The following is a 14,992-nucleotide window of genomic DNA, read 5'->3' on the forward strand; positions in this document are numbered from 1 at the left end:
TTTCGGAAATGTCGCGCACCGGGCGGTCGTTGTGCACATGCCTATCGCCGCGTGCCCAATCCGCTGCGAATCGCCATTGTTCGCCAGCTCACAGTTGCTGCAACCTGGAGGGAAATCCCAGGTGGGGGCGGCGTGAACCGTGCGGCACCAGCGGAGGCGGGAGCACGCGCGACCGCCACGGCGCGGGCGGTTCCACGCCCGCCGCCGACCCCGCGCGCGGTGCGTCCGGCGGCTCCGCTCCGCCCGTTTCCGTGCACGCGGCACGTCGGCTCAGCCCGTCGGATCCGCCGCGTCCGGCCGCGCGCCCCGCCCGGGACCCGACCGCCGCAACCGTCCCAACCGCTGCACCCCACGGAGAACGCCTCCAGCATGCTCGACCTCAAACTGACCAACGCCCGCATCCGCACGGTCGACGACGACCGGCCCTTCGCCACGGTGCTCGGCATCGCCGCCGGGCGCGTCCTCGGCCTGGACGAGGAGGTCGCCGACCTGCCCGCGCGCAGGACGGTCGACTGCGGCGGCGCCGTGGTCGTCCCCGGGTTCGGGGACGCGCACAACCACATGGCGTGGTTCGGCCAGTCGCTCGCCGAGCTGGAGCTGGAGACCGTGTCCACCCTGGACGCCCTCTACGACGCGGTCGCCCGCGCCGCCGCGACGCTGCCCGAGGACACCTGGATCGTCGGCTCCGGCTACGACGACGCCCTGCTCGGAGCCCACCCCGACCGCCACGGCCTCGACCGGGCCGGAGGCGGGCGACCCGTCTGGCTCAAGCACCGCTCCGGCCACATGTGCACCGTCAGCAGCGCGGTCCTGCGCCAGGCCGGGATCGACACCGCCGTGTCCGACACCGCCACGGCCGACCCGGACGGGGGAGTGATCGTCCGCGACGGCGCGGGCGCCCCCACCGGCCTGCTCCAGGAGCGCGCGCAGGAACTGGTGACCGCGCTGGTCATGCCCTACCCGGTGACCGAACTCGCCGACGCGCTCGCGCGCGCCTCCCGGGTCTACGCCTCCGAGGGCCTCACCCACGTCGTGGAGGCGGGCATCGGGCGCGGGCTGATCGGTCGCACCCCCGTGGAGGCCGCCGCCTACCAGCTCGCCCGCGACCGGGGCGAGCTGCTTCCCCGGGTCGAGCTCATGGTCGCCGCCGACAACATGCACCCGCTGGGCGGGCACGCCGACGACGGGATCGACACCGGCATCGACCTGGGGCTGCGCACCGGCTTCGGCGACGACCGGCTGCGTCTCGGGCCGATGAAGATCTGGCTCGACGGGTCCCTCATCGGCCGCACCGCCGCCGTCACCGAACCGCTCTGCGGGCACGGACACGGCGTGTACCAGAACTCCCCGGAGGAGATGCGCGCGCTGGTCGTGGCCGCCCACCGGGCCGGATGGCGCGTGGCCGCGCACGCCATCGGCGACGACGCCGTCGACGTCGCCCTGGAGGCGTTCGCCGAGGCCCAGCGCGCGCTGCCGCGCCCCGACGTGCGCCACCGCATCGAGCACGCGGGCGTGGTGCGCCCGGACCAGCTGCCCCGCATCGCCGAGGCGGGCCTGGTCCCCGTGCCCCAGCCCCGGTTCCTGTACGCCCTGGGCGACGGCATGGCCGCCGCCGTGGGCCCGGACCGCGTGCCCTGGCTCTACCGGCACCGGTCCTTCCTCGACCACGGGCTGCGCGTCCCGGGCAGCTCGGACCGGCCGGTCGCCCCGGGGGCGCCGCTCCTGGGCATGGAGTCGATGGTGGAGCGTGTGACCGCCTCGGGGACCGTTCTGGCCGCCGACGAGCGTGTCAGCGCCGAACAGGCCCTGCGGGCCTACACGATGGACGCGGCCTGGGCCAGCCACGACGAGCACCGCAGGGGCAGCCTGACCCCGGGCAAGCTCGCCGACCTGGTGGTCCTGGACCGCGACCCCGTGGACACCGCGGAGGAGGGCATCGGCACGATCCGCGTCCTGGCGACCCTCGTCGGCGGGGAGTGCGTGCACGGGGCGGACGTTCTCGACGGTCTGACCTGACCCGGCCCGGCCGGACCGAAGCGGTCCGGCCCGAACCGGCCTGACACGGCTGCCGGCCCGGTCCCACCCGGCCGGGCCCCGCCCGTGTCCGACGGGCGGCACCGGGCGAACGCCCGCCCGGCCCCGTCCCATCCCCTGAACACCGCGCCGCCGCCGGCGCGGACAGCGAATAGGAGAAACCAACCATGAGTGACCTCGACCCAGAGGCGACCGAGGAGCGCCCGGCACGCGGCGGGCCGGTGGTGAGCGGTCGCGAGGCGGGCCGGATCGCTTTCGCGGCCTTCGTCGGAACCGCGCTGGAGTGGTACGACTACTTCCTCTTCGGCACGGCCGCCGCGCTCGTGTTCAACCGGCTGTACTTCACGACGCTGGACGCCACGGCCGCCACCCTGGCCGCGTTCGCCACCTTCGGCGTCGGCTTCGTCGCGCGTCCGCTGGGCGCGGTGCTGTTCGGCTGGATGGGCGACCGGATCGGACGGCGACCAGCGCTGCTGATCACCGTGGTCTCCATCGGTGTGGCCACCGGCCTCATCGGCCTGCTGCCCGACTTCGCCTCGATCGGCATCGCCGCTCCGCTGCTGCTGGCCCTGCTCCGGCTCGTGCAGGGCGTCGCGGTCGGCGGCGAGTGGGGCGGCGCGGTGACCATCGCCGTCGAGCACGCCCCGCCGGAGAAGCGCGGGCGCTACGCGGCCCTGCCGCAGATCGGGTCACCCGTGGGCACCCTGCTCTCCTCGGGCGCGTTCTCGCTGGTCCTGCTCCTGCCCGCCGACCAGTTCGACTCCTGGGGCTGGCGCCTGCCGTTCCTGGCGGCCTTCCCGCTGCTGCTGGTCGCGGTCTACATCCGCCAGAAGGTGGAGGAGTCGCCGGTCTTCGAGGAGATGGAGAAGCAGGAGGCGCGCTCCAAGGTCCCCGCGATCGACGTGTTCCGCCACGCGTGGGGCAGGCTCCTCATCGCGATCGCGTCCGCCATGCTGGGCGTCGGCGGCTTCTACGTCATGACGACGTTCGCCATCAGCTACGGAACCGACACCCTCGGGCTGTCGCGCAGCCTCATGGTCAACGCCACCCTGGTCGCCGCGGTGGTGCAGATCGGCGTGATCGTCTACTTCGGGCGCCTGGCCGAGAAGCTCGGCCCCGGACGCGTCACCATGTGGGGCGGTATCGCCACGGCGGTGATCGCCTTCCCGGTGTTCTGGCTGATCGACACGGCCTCGCCGGTGCTCGTGGTGCTGGCGGTGGCCGGCGGCGTGGGCTTCCTGTCCATCGCCTACGCGGTCTCCGGCGCGCTGCTCACCGAGCTGTTCCCGGCGAACCTGCGCTACAGCGGCGTCGCGCTGGCCTACAACCTGGCCGGTGCCCTGAGCGGCTTCCTGCCGTTCATCGCGACGGCCCTGCTGGAGAGCGCGGGCGGCCGGTCCTGGATCGCCTCGGCGCTGTTCCTGGGGATCGCCCTGATCACGGCGGTCGGCGGCTTCTACGGCGAGCGGCTGCGCGTGCGCGACGACGTGGTGGTGCGCTGACACCGCGGGGAGGAACGCGACGGGCGGTGACCGGGGGGCTCCCCGGACACCGCCCGTTCCGCCGTCCGGGCCCGTTCCGCGCCGCGCACGGGGAGCCGGCGGGTACCGCGCCGCCCGATGGCGGGGGCGGCCGTCCTTCCCGGCGCCGGGGCTCCGTGTCCGGTGCTTCGCCCCGGACGCGGCGAGGGGCCCGCGCGACGCGCGCGGACCCCTCGCCGTCCTCCGGCTCAGCGGCCGGGCGGTGCGCTCACGCGCGTCCGGGCGTGTAGGACCCGTCGGAGGCCAGCTCGCCCGCGCCGAGCCGCCGGACCACGTCGGTGAGCACCGCCAGGCCCGCGACCAGGTCGGCGTCCTCGGTGTACTCGCCCTCGTTGTGGGACACGCCCCCGACCGAGGGCACGAAGAGCATGACCGTGGGCACGCGCTCCTTCATGTTGATCGAGTCGTGCCCGGCCACGGTCATGACCTCGTCGCTGCTCAGCCCCAGGCTCCGGGCGCTGGCGCGGGCCAGGGCCACGCCCTCGGGCTGGTAGGGATTGACGCCCCAGGCGTGGGAGAGGGTCTGCTCCACGGTGACGGAGGCCGCCGCCTCGATGCGGGCGACCTGCTCCTGGAGCAGCCGGTCGGCCTCGGCGAGCACCTCCTCGTCGTGCGAGCGCAGGTCGAGCAGCAGCTCGACGCGCGAGGGCACCACCACCGGCGAGTTCGGGTAGACGTCGAGCTGCCCCACGGCCGTGTGCAGGACCCCGGGGAACCGGTCGGCCAGCTCGCGCGCGGCCACGACCAGCATGGAGGCGCCCACGAGCGCGTCGCGGCGGTCGGCCATCACGGTCGCCCCCGAGTGCGCCTGCTCCCCGTGGACGGTGATCGCGTACTTGCGCGCGGCCCAGCTCGCGCTGACCAGGCCGATCGTGGTGGAGGACTCCTCCAGGACGCGTCCCTGCTCGATGTGGATCTCGGCGCAGAAGGCGGCCTCGGGGCCGTCGCCCTCGCCCAGGAAGCCCGTCGGGGCCAGGGCCTCGGCCACCGTGACCCCGTCCGCGTCGCGCGCGGCCAGCGCCGTCTCCAGCGGGAGCGCGCCGGTGTAGACGGCGCTGCCCATCATGGAGGGCGTGAAGCGCGAGCCCTCCTCGTTGAACCAGTTCACGACCGCGAGGTTGTACACGGGCGCGGGGGCTCCGGCGGCGGAGCCCTGCTCGGCGATCCGGAAGACGGCGTGGGCGGCGGCCAGCACGCCGTAGGCCCCGTCGTAGCGCCCCGCCGTGGGCTGGGAGTCCATGTGCGAGCCGACGACCACGTAGGGGGCGCCCGGCACCCGCTCCAGCAGGCCGAACTGGTTGCCGACGCGGTCGTAGACCACTCGCAGCCCCCGCTCGGTCAGCAGACCCTCCAGCCACCGCCGCTGGGCGATGTCGGGCCCGGTGGCGGCCTGCCGGTCGACGCCCCCCGACGGCGTGGCGCCGAAGGCGCTCATGGCCCGGAAGTCCTCCAGGAAGCGGGCGTCGGCGGATGCCGCGTCCTGCGACGGGCCCTGTTCGTGTGCGGTCAATTCGGTGTTCCTCTCGGAGAACGTCGGGTCGCGGGGGGCCGAGCGTGGGCCACGTCCATCCTCGCCACGCGCCCCGCGCCGCTCAATCGTCATCCACACAAGATTCCCCGGGGGTGCTGTGCATGTGCACATAGACTCGGTACCGGATGCCGGATGCCGGATGCCGAGCCCCGCACGCAGGGCCCCGCACGCCGAGCCCCGCTCACCGGAAGCCGGAAGCCGTCGAGACGCACGAAGGGAGGCGGCCGTGACGGACCCTGCGGAGCAGGTCCCGCCCGCCGACGAGCCCCGATCCTGGGCGGGCATGGTCGAACTGCTCGCCGAGGACCGGGAGAACCTCGTCGAGGACTTCCTCCAGCGCCTGGCGGCCCTGGGCAACTACACCGACGGCATGGTCCCCGACTCCGACCTGCGCCAGAGCGCCACGGAGACCTTCGACATGCTCACCCGGCGGATCGCCGGAGTGCCCCTGCCCGACCACCTGCGCGACCTCTCCACACGCCTGGGCGTGCGCCGGGCCCGCCAGGGCGTGGCGCGCGAGCACCTGCTGGAGGCGGTCCGGCTCGACTTCCGCGTGCTCTGGGCGGGTCTGGTGCGCGCGGGCGGGCCCGGGTCCTCGCAGATCCTCGTGCTGCACGCCGAGGAGATCCTCACCACGGTCGAGCAGTACATCAGCGACGTGCAGGCCGCCTTCCTGGAGGAGCGGGCCGCGCTGGAACGCGACTCCCGGGCGGCGGCGGCCCAGGCGTTCTCCCGGCTGCTCAACTCGGGGAGCCGGGCCGCCGCCGTGGCCTCCGAGGTGGCGGGCACCCTGGGGCTCCCCGAGCACGGGACCTTCGACGTGGCCTTCGTCGTGCCGCCCCCGGAGCGGGAGCAGCGGCCCGCGGCCCGGGTCCGCGAACGCGGCGGTGGGCTGGCGTGGGAGTTCGACGACGGCGTCGCCCTGGTGCGCGAGACCGCCCGGACGCCGTGGCCGGACCTGCCCTCGGGGGCCTCGGGGGGACTGGTCGCGCGGGTGCGTGGGCTGGCGGCGGTCCCGGCCTCCGTCGAGGCGGCCCGGGTCCTGTCCGGCTACGCCCCGACCGGCGGCGGGTTCGTGCGGGAGGAGGACGTCTGGTCCGCCATCGCCCACGACCAGCTGCGCGGCCTTATCCCCGGTTTCGGACGCGACCGGGTGGAGCGCTTCGAGCGGCTGGACGGGGACAGCAGGGCGCGGCTGCTGGAGACGCTGACCCACTACGCCGCGACGGGATCGGTCAAGGCCACCGCCGAGGCCCTGTACTGCCACCGCAACACGGTGGTCAACCGGCTCCAGGCCTTCCGCGAGACCACCGGCCTGGACCTGACCGTCCCGGCCGAGGCGGCCCAGGCCCTGGTGCTGTTCTCGGGGCGTTAGCGCAAGGATCGGCCGCGCACAGAGCACGTGCGGCCCGGGAGGGGTTCCGGGCCGCACGTGGCAACCTCCGTGCTCTGGCGCTCGTACTCCGACGCTGTCTGGGGGGTTGTTCCGAGGGAGGCGTGTGGGGACGCCGTTACTTCACGCTCACCGCCGTGAAGACCTCGGCCTTGTCTCCGTCCTCCTCCACGGTCTTTCCGGTGGAGGCGAAGTCGAAGGAGGCGTCCTCACGCTTGAACCGGTAGCTCTTCTTTGGGGAGGCCACCTTGGTGAAGGTCCCGTCGAGGTCGCGGATGCCGACGAAATCGACGGTGTCGGGCACGACCAGCTTGATGCGCTTCATGCTCGGCTGGATGATCCGCATGCTTCCTCTTTCTTTCTCGGTACTCCTCCTGTGTGACGGCAGCACTCTCCGTCTGGTGTCCAGGTCATTCCCCATAACGGAACGATAAAAATCAGGACAGCGATTTTCGTGTGTCCCGTGTCGCTCCGGCGGTGCGCGCCGAACCCGGGTGAACGTGGCGAAAGGAGTGTGTGAACTGCGGGAACACCCTCTGGAGGTCGGTGCGGGGCCGAGTCCCGAATCGGGCGATCTACCCAGGGCCACAAAGGGGCTTCTTTCCCGACCGAAATCCTCCAGGGAGGGCGTCCGCGGCGTACGGGCCCTCAGCCGCCCGTGTTGAGCCACCAGACGGAGAGGTTGAGCGCGGTCGCGAACACCGTCCAGGCCCAGTAGGGCACCAGCAGGGCCGCCGCCCAACGGGACCGGCGGGCGAACAGCACGATGGTCGCCGTCAGCGCCACCACCAGCAGGCAGATGTCGACCAGGGCCACCCCGCGCAGACCGGCGGCGAAGAACAGCGGGGTCCACGCCGCGTTCAGTGCGAGCTGGACGAAGTAGAGCGTCAGCTCGGTGCGGGCGCCGCGCCAGCCGTTGCGGCGCCAGACCAGCCAGCCCGACACGGCGATCATGGCGTACAGCGTGGTCCACACCGGGCCGAACACCCAGGAGGGCGGGGCCCACGAGGGCTGGCGCAGGGCGGCGTACTCCGCGGCGGTGCTGGTGCTGGAGAGCACCCCGACGAGCGCGGCGGCGGTGACGGCGGCGGCGAACCCGACCAGGCCCAGCAGGGACGCGCGGGTGGAGGGGGTGTGCGAGGCGGTTGCGGCGGTCATGGCTTCTCCCCGGGGTCGGCGGTCGGCTTCTGGTCGGTGCGGGCGCCCGGTCCGCGACCGTGTGCCCGTACCGCTACCTCCGTTCTTCCCTCACTAAACAAGTATCTTGGAAAGCGTGAAGAAAAAGAACCGGGAACGCGGCCGCGCCGCGAAGGCGCTGGGGATCGCCGCTCTCGCCCTGACGCTCCTGCTCGTCCTCGCGGTCGGCGGCTTCGCCGTCTGGGCGCTCAACCCCTACCAGGCGGAACCGCGGGCGCTGCGCGAGGCCGTCGCCGCCCCCGGCGTCGAGGTGGACGTGACCGACGACGCCGTGGTCGTCAGCTCCACCCACGCCCCGCCCGAGGCCGGAGTCGTCTTCTACCCGGGCGCGCGCGTCGCACCCGAGGCCTACGCCGCGCCCTGGGCGCTGGTCGCCGCCGACACCGCCGTGCGGGTGGTCATCCCGAGGATGCCGCTGAACTTCGCGGTGTTCGACACCGACCGGGCCGACCGCGCCATCGCCGACCACGGTGACGGAGTCGACGCGTGGTACGTGGGCGGGCACTCGCTGGGCGGCGCGATGGCCGCCTCCCACCTCGGCGCACGCACGGACGACACGGTCGTCGGACTGGTCCTGTGGGGCTCCTACGCCGCGGAGGGCGCGGGCCTGGCCGGGCGCGAGGACCTCGCCGTCATCTCGGTCTCGGGCAGCCGCGACGGCCTGTCCGATCCGGCGACGGTCGAGGAGAACCGCCCGAACCTGCCGCCCGACGCGCACACGCACCAGGTCCAGGGGATGAACCACGCCCAGTTCGGCGCCTACGGGGACCAGTCGGGGGACCTGCCCGCCGCCATCGGCGACGCCGAGGCCCACCGCCGCCTCGCCGAGGTGACGGGCGGCTTCCTGGGCCGGTAGGCCCCGCACGTGCCAGGAGTCCGTACCCCCGAGGCGGTACGGACTCCTGGCACGAGGGGGATACTCGCCTCACGCGGCGGCGGAGCGGGAGCCGCGCACCAGCACCACGGCGGCCAACAGGGCGTCCTCCGCCTCCTCCAGCGCGGCCTGGACGTGGTGTCCGTCCGGAGCCGAGTGCACCGCGATGAGCGCGTGCGCCGCGCACATCGCCGCCTCGGCCGCCGCACCCGGCCGTGAGGGGTCCGGGTCGGTCGCCCACTGCCAGTCGCTGACGGTCCGCTCCATCCTGCGGTACAGCAGGGCCTGACCCACCTCCCGGTCCTGTACCGCGTGGGCCCAGGCGTTCGGCGCTCCCTCGGCGGGGCGCACCGATTCCGGACCGGCCTGGATCTCCGCCGCGGCGATCAGGCTCTGCGCGAGCGCGGGCACGTCCTCCTCGTGCGCGCCGCCGCTGCGGTGCATGGGATCGAACACGGGAGGGAGTCCCAGAGCGGTCAGCGCGCGCACGATCGGTCCGGGGTCGCCGATACCCTGCGTCATCTCAACCTCCGGCTGTCTGCTTCGGCACATCTCCAGCCCTCTACCCAGTCATCGGCTACTTCCCGAACGCATTCCCAGCGTTTTCGTCGAAAAACTCGGATGAGTGCTACGGAGGTGCAACGACACGGCCCCGGGTCGGGTTCCTACTGTCCGTCGCGAATCACGCGGGTTCCGGGGATGCCGGGGCCCTCCACCCGAGCCGACCCCGGGGAGTGGAGACCGCGGGAGGGGGAGGCTCACCCGGTGAGGAAGCCGCCCAGGGCCGCGGCCAGCTCCTCGGGGGCCTCCTCGGCGACGTGGTGGCCCGAGTCGATGCCGTGGCCGCGGACGTCGTCCGCCCAGGACCGCCAGACACGCAGCGGGTCGCCGTACAGCTCCTCCAGGTCGTCCCGCAGCGACCACAGGACCAGCGCGGGACAGCGGACGCGGACCCCGGCGGCGCGGTCGGCCTCCTCGTGGGCCCTGTCGACGGTCAGACCGGCGCGGTAGTCCTCCAGCATCGCCCGCACCACTTCGGGGTCGCGCACCGCCCGCCGCCACTCCTCGTGGTTCTCCCGGCCCATGCTCTCCGGGTCGCCGGTGTACCAGCGGTCGGGGTCGGCGTTGATGACGCGCTCGGGGACCTCCGGCTGGGCGAAGAAGAACCAGTGCCACCACCGCGTGGCGAACTCGGGCGTGATCCGGGACAGGTGCTCGCTGATGGGCAGGCAGTCGATGAGCGCCACCCGGGAGACCAGTTCGGGGTGGTCCAGGGTCAATCGCAGGGCCACGTAGCTGCCCCGGTCGTGGCCGACGAGCGCGAACCGGTCGTGGCCCAGCAGGCGCATCACCGCCGCCATGTCCGCGGCGACCGCGCGTTTGGAGTGGTTGGCGTGGTCCGGCGAGGGCGCGGGTCCGCGCGAGCGCCCGTAGCCCCGCAGGTCGGCGCAGACCACGGTGAAGCCCCGTTGGACGAGGAGGGGCGCGACGCGGTGCCAGGTCGCCGAGGTGCGGGGGTGGCCGTGCAGCAGCAGCACGGCCGGTCCCCGGCCGCCGTGGCGCACGAAGACGGTCGCGTCGCCGAGCGGGACGTACTGGGAGGTGAAGCCCTCGAACATCGCCCCAGTATCCCCGCCGCCGCCCCGCCGGTACAGGGCCCGGCGCGGACGGGAGCGGGGCAGGACGGAGAAGGGGCCGCCGGGGCGGAGGGGAAGGGCCGCCCCTGTTGGGGCGGCCCGGCGGATCGGGACCGCGTTACGATCGCGGTCCCGGAACGCGGCGGACCCGGCCGGGCGTTCCGCTCAGTCCTCGGCGTTGATCCTCGCCACGAGCGCTTCGAGCTCGTCCAGCCCCGTCGGGCCGAAGCTCGCCAGGCGGCGGATCGGGATCGAGGCCATCATCCGCGCCATGTCCATCCCCATGGCGTTGTCGGAGCCCTCGGCCGCCGCCGGAGGTGTGAAGGCCTGGGCGAGGAGGGCCGCCGCCCCGGGGTCGGCCATGACCTCGCCCAGCGTGGAGTCGAGCGTCACCGGCAGGCGCAGCGCGTCGCCCTCGACGGCGACCGCCGCCGTGGCCCGCAGGTCGCGGCTCGAAGCGCCCGCCGACACCACGTACTCGCCGCCCTCGACCACCCAGCGGTCGGCCCGCACCTCCCAGTACGCCAGGTCCTCGCGCGGCAGCAGGACGCTGACGCGCTCGCTGCTGCCGGGCTCCAGGGTCACGCCCGTGAAGCCCTTCAGCTCACGCGGCGCCCGCGACACGGCCGAGTCGGGCTTGGCGACGTAGAACTGCACGACCTCGCGTCCGGCCCGGTCCCCGGTGTTGGTCACGGTCAGGTGCGCGGTGATCCCGGCGCCGTCCTGCTCCAGTTCGAGGTCGGAGTAGGCGAAGCTCGTGTACGACAGGCCGTGCCCGAAGGGGAAGGCCACCTCCATGTCGCGGGCGTCGTACCAGCGGTAGCCCACGTACAGGCCCTCGCCGTAGAGAACCGCGGAGTTCTCCCCGGGGAAGTTGAGGTAGGCAGGGGTGTCCTGCAACCGGACCGGCACCGTCTCGCCGAGCCGCCCGGACGGGTTGACCCGGCCGAACAGCACGTCGGCGACCGCGCCGCCGCCCGCCTGGCCCAGGAGGGCCCCGTCCAGGACCGCGGGGGCCAGGTCGGCGACCGGGGCGAGCCGCAGCACGCCTCCGTGGGAGAGCACCACGACCGTGCGGGGCTGCGCCCGCACGACGGCAGCGAGCAGGTCGAGCTGTTCGGCGGGGAGTTCGATGTGCTCCCGGTCGAAGCCCTCGGACTCCTGGTGCTCGGCCAGGCCCAGGAAGACCACGGCGGTGTCCGCGTCGGTCGCGGCGCGCACCGCCTCCTCGCGCAGCTCCGTGGCGTCGCCCGGCTCCGCGTCTCCCCGCGCGTCGGCGGCGTACCCGGCGGCGAAGGCGACCGCGCCGGAACCGGCCAGGGCGCGGATCTCCTCCAGCGGGACGTCCACGCGCGTGGGGTTCACGTGGGAGCTGCCGCCGCCCTGGTAGCGCGGGTTCCGGGCGAAGCCGCCGATCACCGCGACGGACCCGCCCGGCGCGAGCGGCAGGAGCGCGCCGTCGTTCTTGAGCAGGACGACGCACCGCGACGCCACCTCGCGGGCGAGGGCGTGGTGGGCCTCGACCTCCCGTGCGCCGACCTCCGGGGTGGGTGCGGAGTCCGCCGCGCGGTCCCGGCGGGAGCCGCGCGCCCTGGCGGCCAGTGCGGCCACGCGGGAGGCGGCCGTGTCCACGTCCTGCGCCGAGCAGGCCCCGTCCTCCACGGCCGCGAGGAGCCGCGCGTCGCTCGCGCCGCCGTCACCGGGCATCTCCAGGTCCAGCCCGGCGGCGACCGCGGCGGGTCGGTCCTGCACCGCGCCCCAGTCGCTCACGACCACGCCGTCGAAGCCCCACTCCTGGCGCAGCACCGTGGTGAGCAGCCAGTGGTTCTCCGAGGCGTAGACGCCGTTGATGCGGTTGTAGGAGCACATCACGGTCCACGGGGCGGACGTGCGCACGACCTTCTGGAAGGCGCGCAGGTAGATCTCGCGCAGCGTGCGCGGGTCGACGTCGGAGCTGGAGCGCATCCGGTCGTGCTCGGCGTTGTTGGCGGCGAAGTGCTTGAGCGAGGCGCCCACGCCGGTGCTCTGGAGGCCGCTCACCCAGGCGCCGCCCAGGACGCCGGTGAGGACGGGGTCCTCGGAGAAGTACTCGAAGTTGCGCCCGCCGCGCGGGTCGCGCTTGATGTTGATCCCCGGGCCCAGGAGCACGTCCACGCCCAGTGCCCCGGCCTCGGCGCCCAGGGCCGCGCCCACCCGTGCGACCAGGTCGGGGTCCCAGCTCTGGGACAGGCCGACGGCGGGCGGGAAGCAGGTCGCGGGCAGGCTCTCGGACAGGCCCAGGTGGTCGGTGGCACCGGCCTGTCGGCGCACGCCGTGCGGCCCGTCGGTGAGCACGAGCGAGGGGACGTCCCCCACGGCCTTGGTCGTCCAGAAGTCGGCGCCGCTGCTCAGCGAGGCCTTCTCCGCCGGTGTGAGCCCGCTGAGGTCGGGATTCGGGTCGTGGGTCATGGGTGCTCGCTCCTGTCCGGGGGAACGCGGGTCGGTGGCGCGTCCGTGCGAAAACAGTACGCCATGCGGTTTTCGCGCGGCAAGTGCTACAGTCGCGCCATGGCACGACGAGGCTCCTACGCGAAGGGTGTGGCCAAGCGCGGGGAGATCCTCGACGCGGCGCTCGCCGTCATCGGACGCGACGGGTACAGCCGCGCGACGGTGCGCGAGATCGCCGACGCGGTCGGACTCAGCCAGAACGGCCTGCTGCACCACTTCGGGAGCAAGGAACGGCTCTTCGTCGAGGTGCTGCGCCACCGCGACGAACTCGACGTGCTGGTCTACGGGGAGGGTGCGCGGCAGCGCTCCGGCGCCGACGACGGGCCTCCCGGGGCCGTCGGCGAGCGTCCTGAGGCCGCCGACGAGCGCCCCGGCATCGGAGAGTCGCTGGTCCGGCTGGTCCGGCACAACGCCGAGGTGCCCGGCCTCGTGCAGCTGTACTCGCGCCTGTCCACGGAGGCCGCCGAGGAGGGGCACCCCGCCCACGGCTTCTTCCGAGAGCGCTACGCCACGGGACGCGAGGCCATCGCGGCGGAGATCCGGCGCCTCCAGGAGGAGGGGAAGCTTCCGGCCGAGCACGACGCCGACCGCCTGGCGGTCCTGGGCCTGGCCCTCATGGACGGCCTCCAGGTGCAGTGGGCCTACGACTCCGGCGTGGACATGGCCGACCACATGGCTTACTTCCTCGGCCTCGTCGGCCTGCGGTCCGCCGGGCCGGACCCGGAGCGGGAGGGGCGGGTCTCCGGGGGCGCGGCCCCTGACGGCCCGGTTCCCGGGGGCTCCACCGCCGAGGGGTGAGCCGGGCCCGTTCCGTTCGGGTCGGGGCGTCCGCCCGCGGATGCCGGGGCGGCTCCGCCCGAAGCGCGGGCCGGTCGTACGCGGGCGGGCCGCGGCGCCGGGACCGCGCGCCGGGGCTCGGCGGCCTCAGTCCGACGCGCCGCCTAGTGAGTACCCGTCCTCCTCGGTCCAGGGAACCTCGGCGTCCTCGACCCGCACGCTCCAGCGCGCGTTCGGCAGGGCCCAGCGCAGCCGGGTGAGCGCCCCCAGGTAGTGCCGCAGCTGGCACAGGAGCGGTTCTACTCCGCAGGAGTGGTGCGGCAGCTTGCTGGAGCCCGCCAGCACCTCGCCCTCCGACAGGTGGCGGCCGTCGTACAGGAAGAGTCCCTCGAACACCTCCTCCGGCCGCCGGTGCGTCTCGGGCACCTCGCCCGCGGCGTGCCACCGGGGCAGCAGTGCGGCGGCCTCCTCCATGAGCGCCCGCTCGCCCTCGGCGAGCGCCTCGGCGGCCAGGGCGTGCTCGTGCGCGTCCAGGGGGGTGGCGCGCGTGGCGCTGTAGTGGAGCGAGACGCCCATGGTCCTGCCTCCGTGGCGGGGGGTGAGTGTGCGGGACCGAGCGTAGGGCCGTGCGCCGACGTTCGGGTCCTCCGGGGGCGGCCGCAGCTTGCCCGTAGACCTCAGGGGAGCGGATTCCGGTGCGGTTCGGGAGTTTTTGAGGTGATACGGGGGCGACCGTGGTACGGTTATGAAAATCATTTCCATGCAGTCTGTGTCACATGACCGGAGGCCCGTGACGTGTCTGGAGGCAGGCGACGGCGCCGCGCGCCGGGGGCGGCGGGCACGCCGTTCACCGTGAGGACCGACCGGACGGCTGCCTGAGATGCCCCGGGTGTCCCAGTACGACGACGTCGTCCTCAAGGCCCTGGGGCGGAGCACGCGCTTCCGCAGCTGCCAGGAGATCCACCTCGCCCTCTCCGGAGGGCGCTCCCGCGCCCGCAGGCCGCCCAGCCTGTCCACCGTCTACCGCACGCTCCACCGTCTGGCGGAGGAGGGCGTCCTCGACACCCTCCACTCGCCCGAGGGGGAGCGCCTCTACCGGCTGTGCAGGACCTCCTCCCGGCACCACCACCTGCTGTGCCGGGTCTGCGGGCGGGTGGAGGACATCGCGCAGGCGGACGAGCTGGGGAGTGTCGTCGAACGCATCCGCGAGGACAGCGGTTACGGCTCCCTGGACTACTCCTTCGAGCTGTCGGGCGTGTGTCCGGGCTGCACCTAGGCACCGCTCTTCGGGCCCGCGCCCTCCGGACACGTGCTCTCGGCCCCGCGCCCCGGTCCGCGCCCGGGCGTCCGCACCGTTCCGACGGGTGGGGGCCGGTGCGGGCGACGGGCGACGGGCCCGCGCACGACCGCCTGAGCCGCACCCCCGCCGCACGGGACTACGCGATCGTCCCGGCGGCGGGGGTGCTCCCCGGCCCCCGGCCCAGCACCCCCGACCACGCCGCAGAACCCGGAGGACACCAT

Annotated in this window: 13 protein-coding genes; 6 read left to right on the forward strand and 7 right to left on the reverse strand. The window is 74.0% G+C overall.

Annotated features, from left to right (window positions below; all coding sequences use genetic code 11):
* Window positions 1–369: 369 nt before the first annotated feature.
* Together ACSTA4_RS09375 and ACSTA4_RS09380 are read left to right on the forward strand one after the other, a co-directional pair.
* Complete coding sequence (locus ACSTA4_RS09375; RefSeq protein ID WP_444963192.1) at window positions 370–2,016, forward strand: amidohydrolase; 1,647 nt, start codon at window positions 370–372, stop codon at window positions 2,014–2,016.
* A 185-nt stretch (window positions 2,017–2,201) separates the two neighbouring features.
* Complete coding sequence (locus ACSTA4_RS09380) at window positions 2,202–3,536, forward strand: MFS transporter (RefSeq protein WP_444963193.1); 1,335 nt, start codon at window positions 2,202–2,204, stop codon at window positions 3,534–3,536.
* Window positions 3,537–3,783: 247 nt separating this feature from the next.
* On the opposite strand, the gene ACSTA4_RS09385 is transcribed toward ACSTA4_RS09380, so the two are convergent.
* Window positions 3,784–5,085: a M20 family metallo-hydrolase gene (locus ACSTA4_RS09385; protein ID WP_444963194.1), complete on the reverse strand. Its 1,302-nt coding sequence runs from the start codon at window positions 5,083–5,085 to the stop codon at window positions 3,784–3,786.
* 247 nt (window positions 5,086–5,332) lie between these two features.
* Here ACSTA4_RS09385 and ACSTA4_RS09390 point away from each other — a divergent pair, with 247 nt between their 5' ends.
* Entirely contained in the window at window positions 5,333–6,481 is a 1,149-nt protein-coding gene (locus ACSTA4_RS09390; protein ID WP_444963195.1) for a helix-turn-helix domain-containing protein, read from the forward strand.
* 136 nt (window positions 6,482–6,617) lie between these two features.
* Here ACSTA4_RS09390 and ACSTA4_RS09395 read toward each other — a convergent pair whose 3' ends face one another.
* Window positions 6,618–6,845, reverse strand: a complete 228-nt coding sequence (locus tag ACSTA4_RS09395; RefSeq protein ID WP_416028932.1) for a hypothetical protein — start codon at window positions 6,843–6,845, stop codon at window positions 6,618–6,620.
* Window positions 6,846–7,147: 302 nt separating this feature from the next.
* Window positions 7,148–7,657, reverse strand: coding sequence for a TspO/MBR family protein (locus ACSTA4_RS09400; RefSeq protein WP_444963196.1), 510 nt, complete (start codon window positions 7,655–7,657; stop codon window positions 7,148–7,150).
* A 115-nt stretch (window positions 7,658–7,772) separates the two neighbouring features.
* On the opposite strand from ACSTA4_RS09400, the gene ACSTA4_RS09405 reads away from it, so the two are divergent.
* Window positions 7,773–8,552, forward strand: coding sequence for an alpha/beta hydrolase (locus tag ACSTA4_RS09405; protein WP_444963197.1), 780 nt, complete (start codon window positions 7,773–7,775; stop codon window positions 8,550–8,552).
* Between the two features lie 69 nt (window positions 8,553–8,621).
* Here ACSTA4_RS09405 and ACSTA4_RS09410 read toward each other — a convergent pair whose 3' ends face one another.
* From ACSTA4_RS09410 to ACSTA4_RS09420, 3 genes are all read right to left on the reverse strand, one after another.
* On the reverse strand, window positions 8,622–9,092 hold the full coding sequence (locus ACSTA4_RS09410) for a hypothetical protein (protein WP_444963198.1): 471 nt from the start codon (window positions 9,090–9,092) through the stop codon (window positions 8,622–8,624).
* A gap of 236 nt (window positions 9,093–9,328) precedes the next feature.
* Window positions 9,329–10,189 (reverse strand): alpha/beta hydrolase, encoded by an 861-nt coding sequence (locus ACSTA4_RS09415; RefSeq protein WP_444963199.1) that lies wholly within the window; start codon window positions 10,187–10,189, stop codon window positions 9,329–9,331.
* A gap of 183 nt (window positions 10,190–10,372) precedes the next feature.
* Complete coding sequence (locus ACSTA4_RS09420) at window positions 10,373–12,655, reverse strand: glycoside hydrolase family 3 C-terminal domain-containing protein (protein WP_444963200.1); 2,283 nt, start codon at window positions 12,653–12,655, stop codon at window positions 10,373–10,375.
* A gap of 99 nt (window positions 12,656–12,754) precedes the next feature.
* Between ACSTA4_RS09420 and ACSTA4_RS09425 the strand changes: the two genes are divergently transcribed.
* Complete coding sequence (locus tag ACSTA4_RS09425; protein ID WP_444963201.1) at window positions 12,755–13,492, forward strand: TetR/AcrR family transcriptional regulator; 738 nt, start codon at window positions 12,755–12,757, stop codon at window positions 13,490–13,492.
* A 126-nt stretch (window positions 13,493–13,618) separates the two neighbouring features.
* On the opposite strand, the gene ACSTA4_RS09430 is transcribed toward ACSTA4_RS09425, so the two are convergent.
* A complete protein-coding gene (locus ACSTA4_RS09430) occupies window positions 13,619–14,047 on the reverse strand; it encodes a hypothetical protein (protein WP_444963202.1) in 429 nt (142 codons plus the stop codon).
* 304 nt (window positions 14,048–14,351) lie between these two features.
* Between ACSTA4_RS09430 and ACSTA4_RS09435 the strand changes: the two genes are divergently transcribed.
* Window positions 14,352–14,747 carry a Fur family transcriptional regulator gene (locus ACSTA4_RS09435; protein WP_013152074.1) on the forward strand — a complete coding sequence of 132 codons (396 nt, stop codon included), beginning with the start codon at window positions 14,352–14,354 and terminating at the stop codon, window positions 14,745–14,747.
* The last annotated feature ends 245 nt before the right edge of the window (window positions 14,748–14,992 follow it).

It is taken from the genome of Nocardiopsis sp. M1B1 (genome assembly GCF_052466615.1).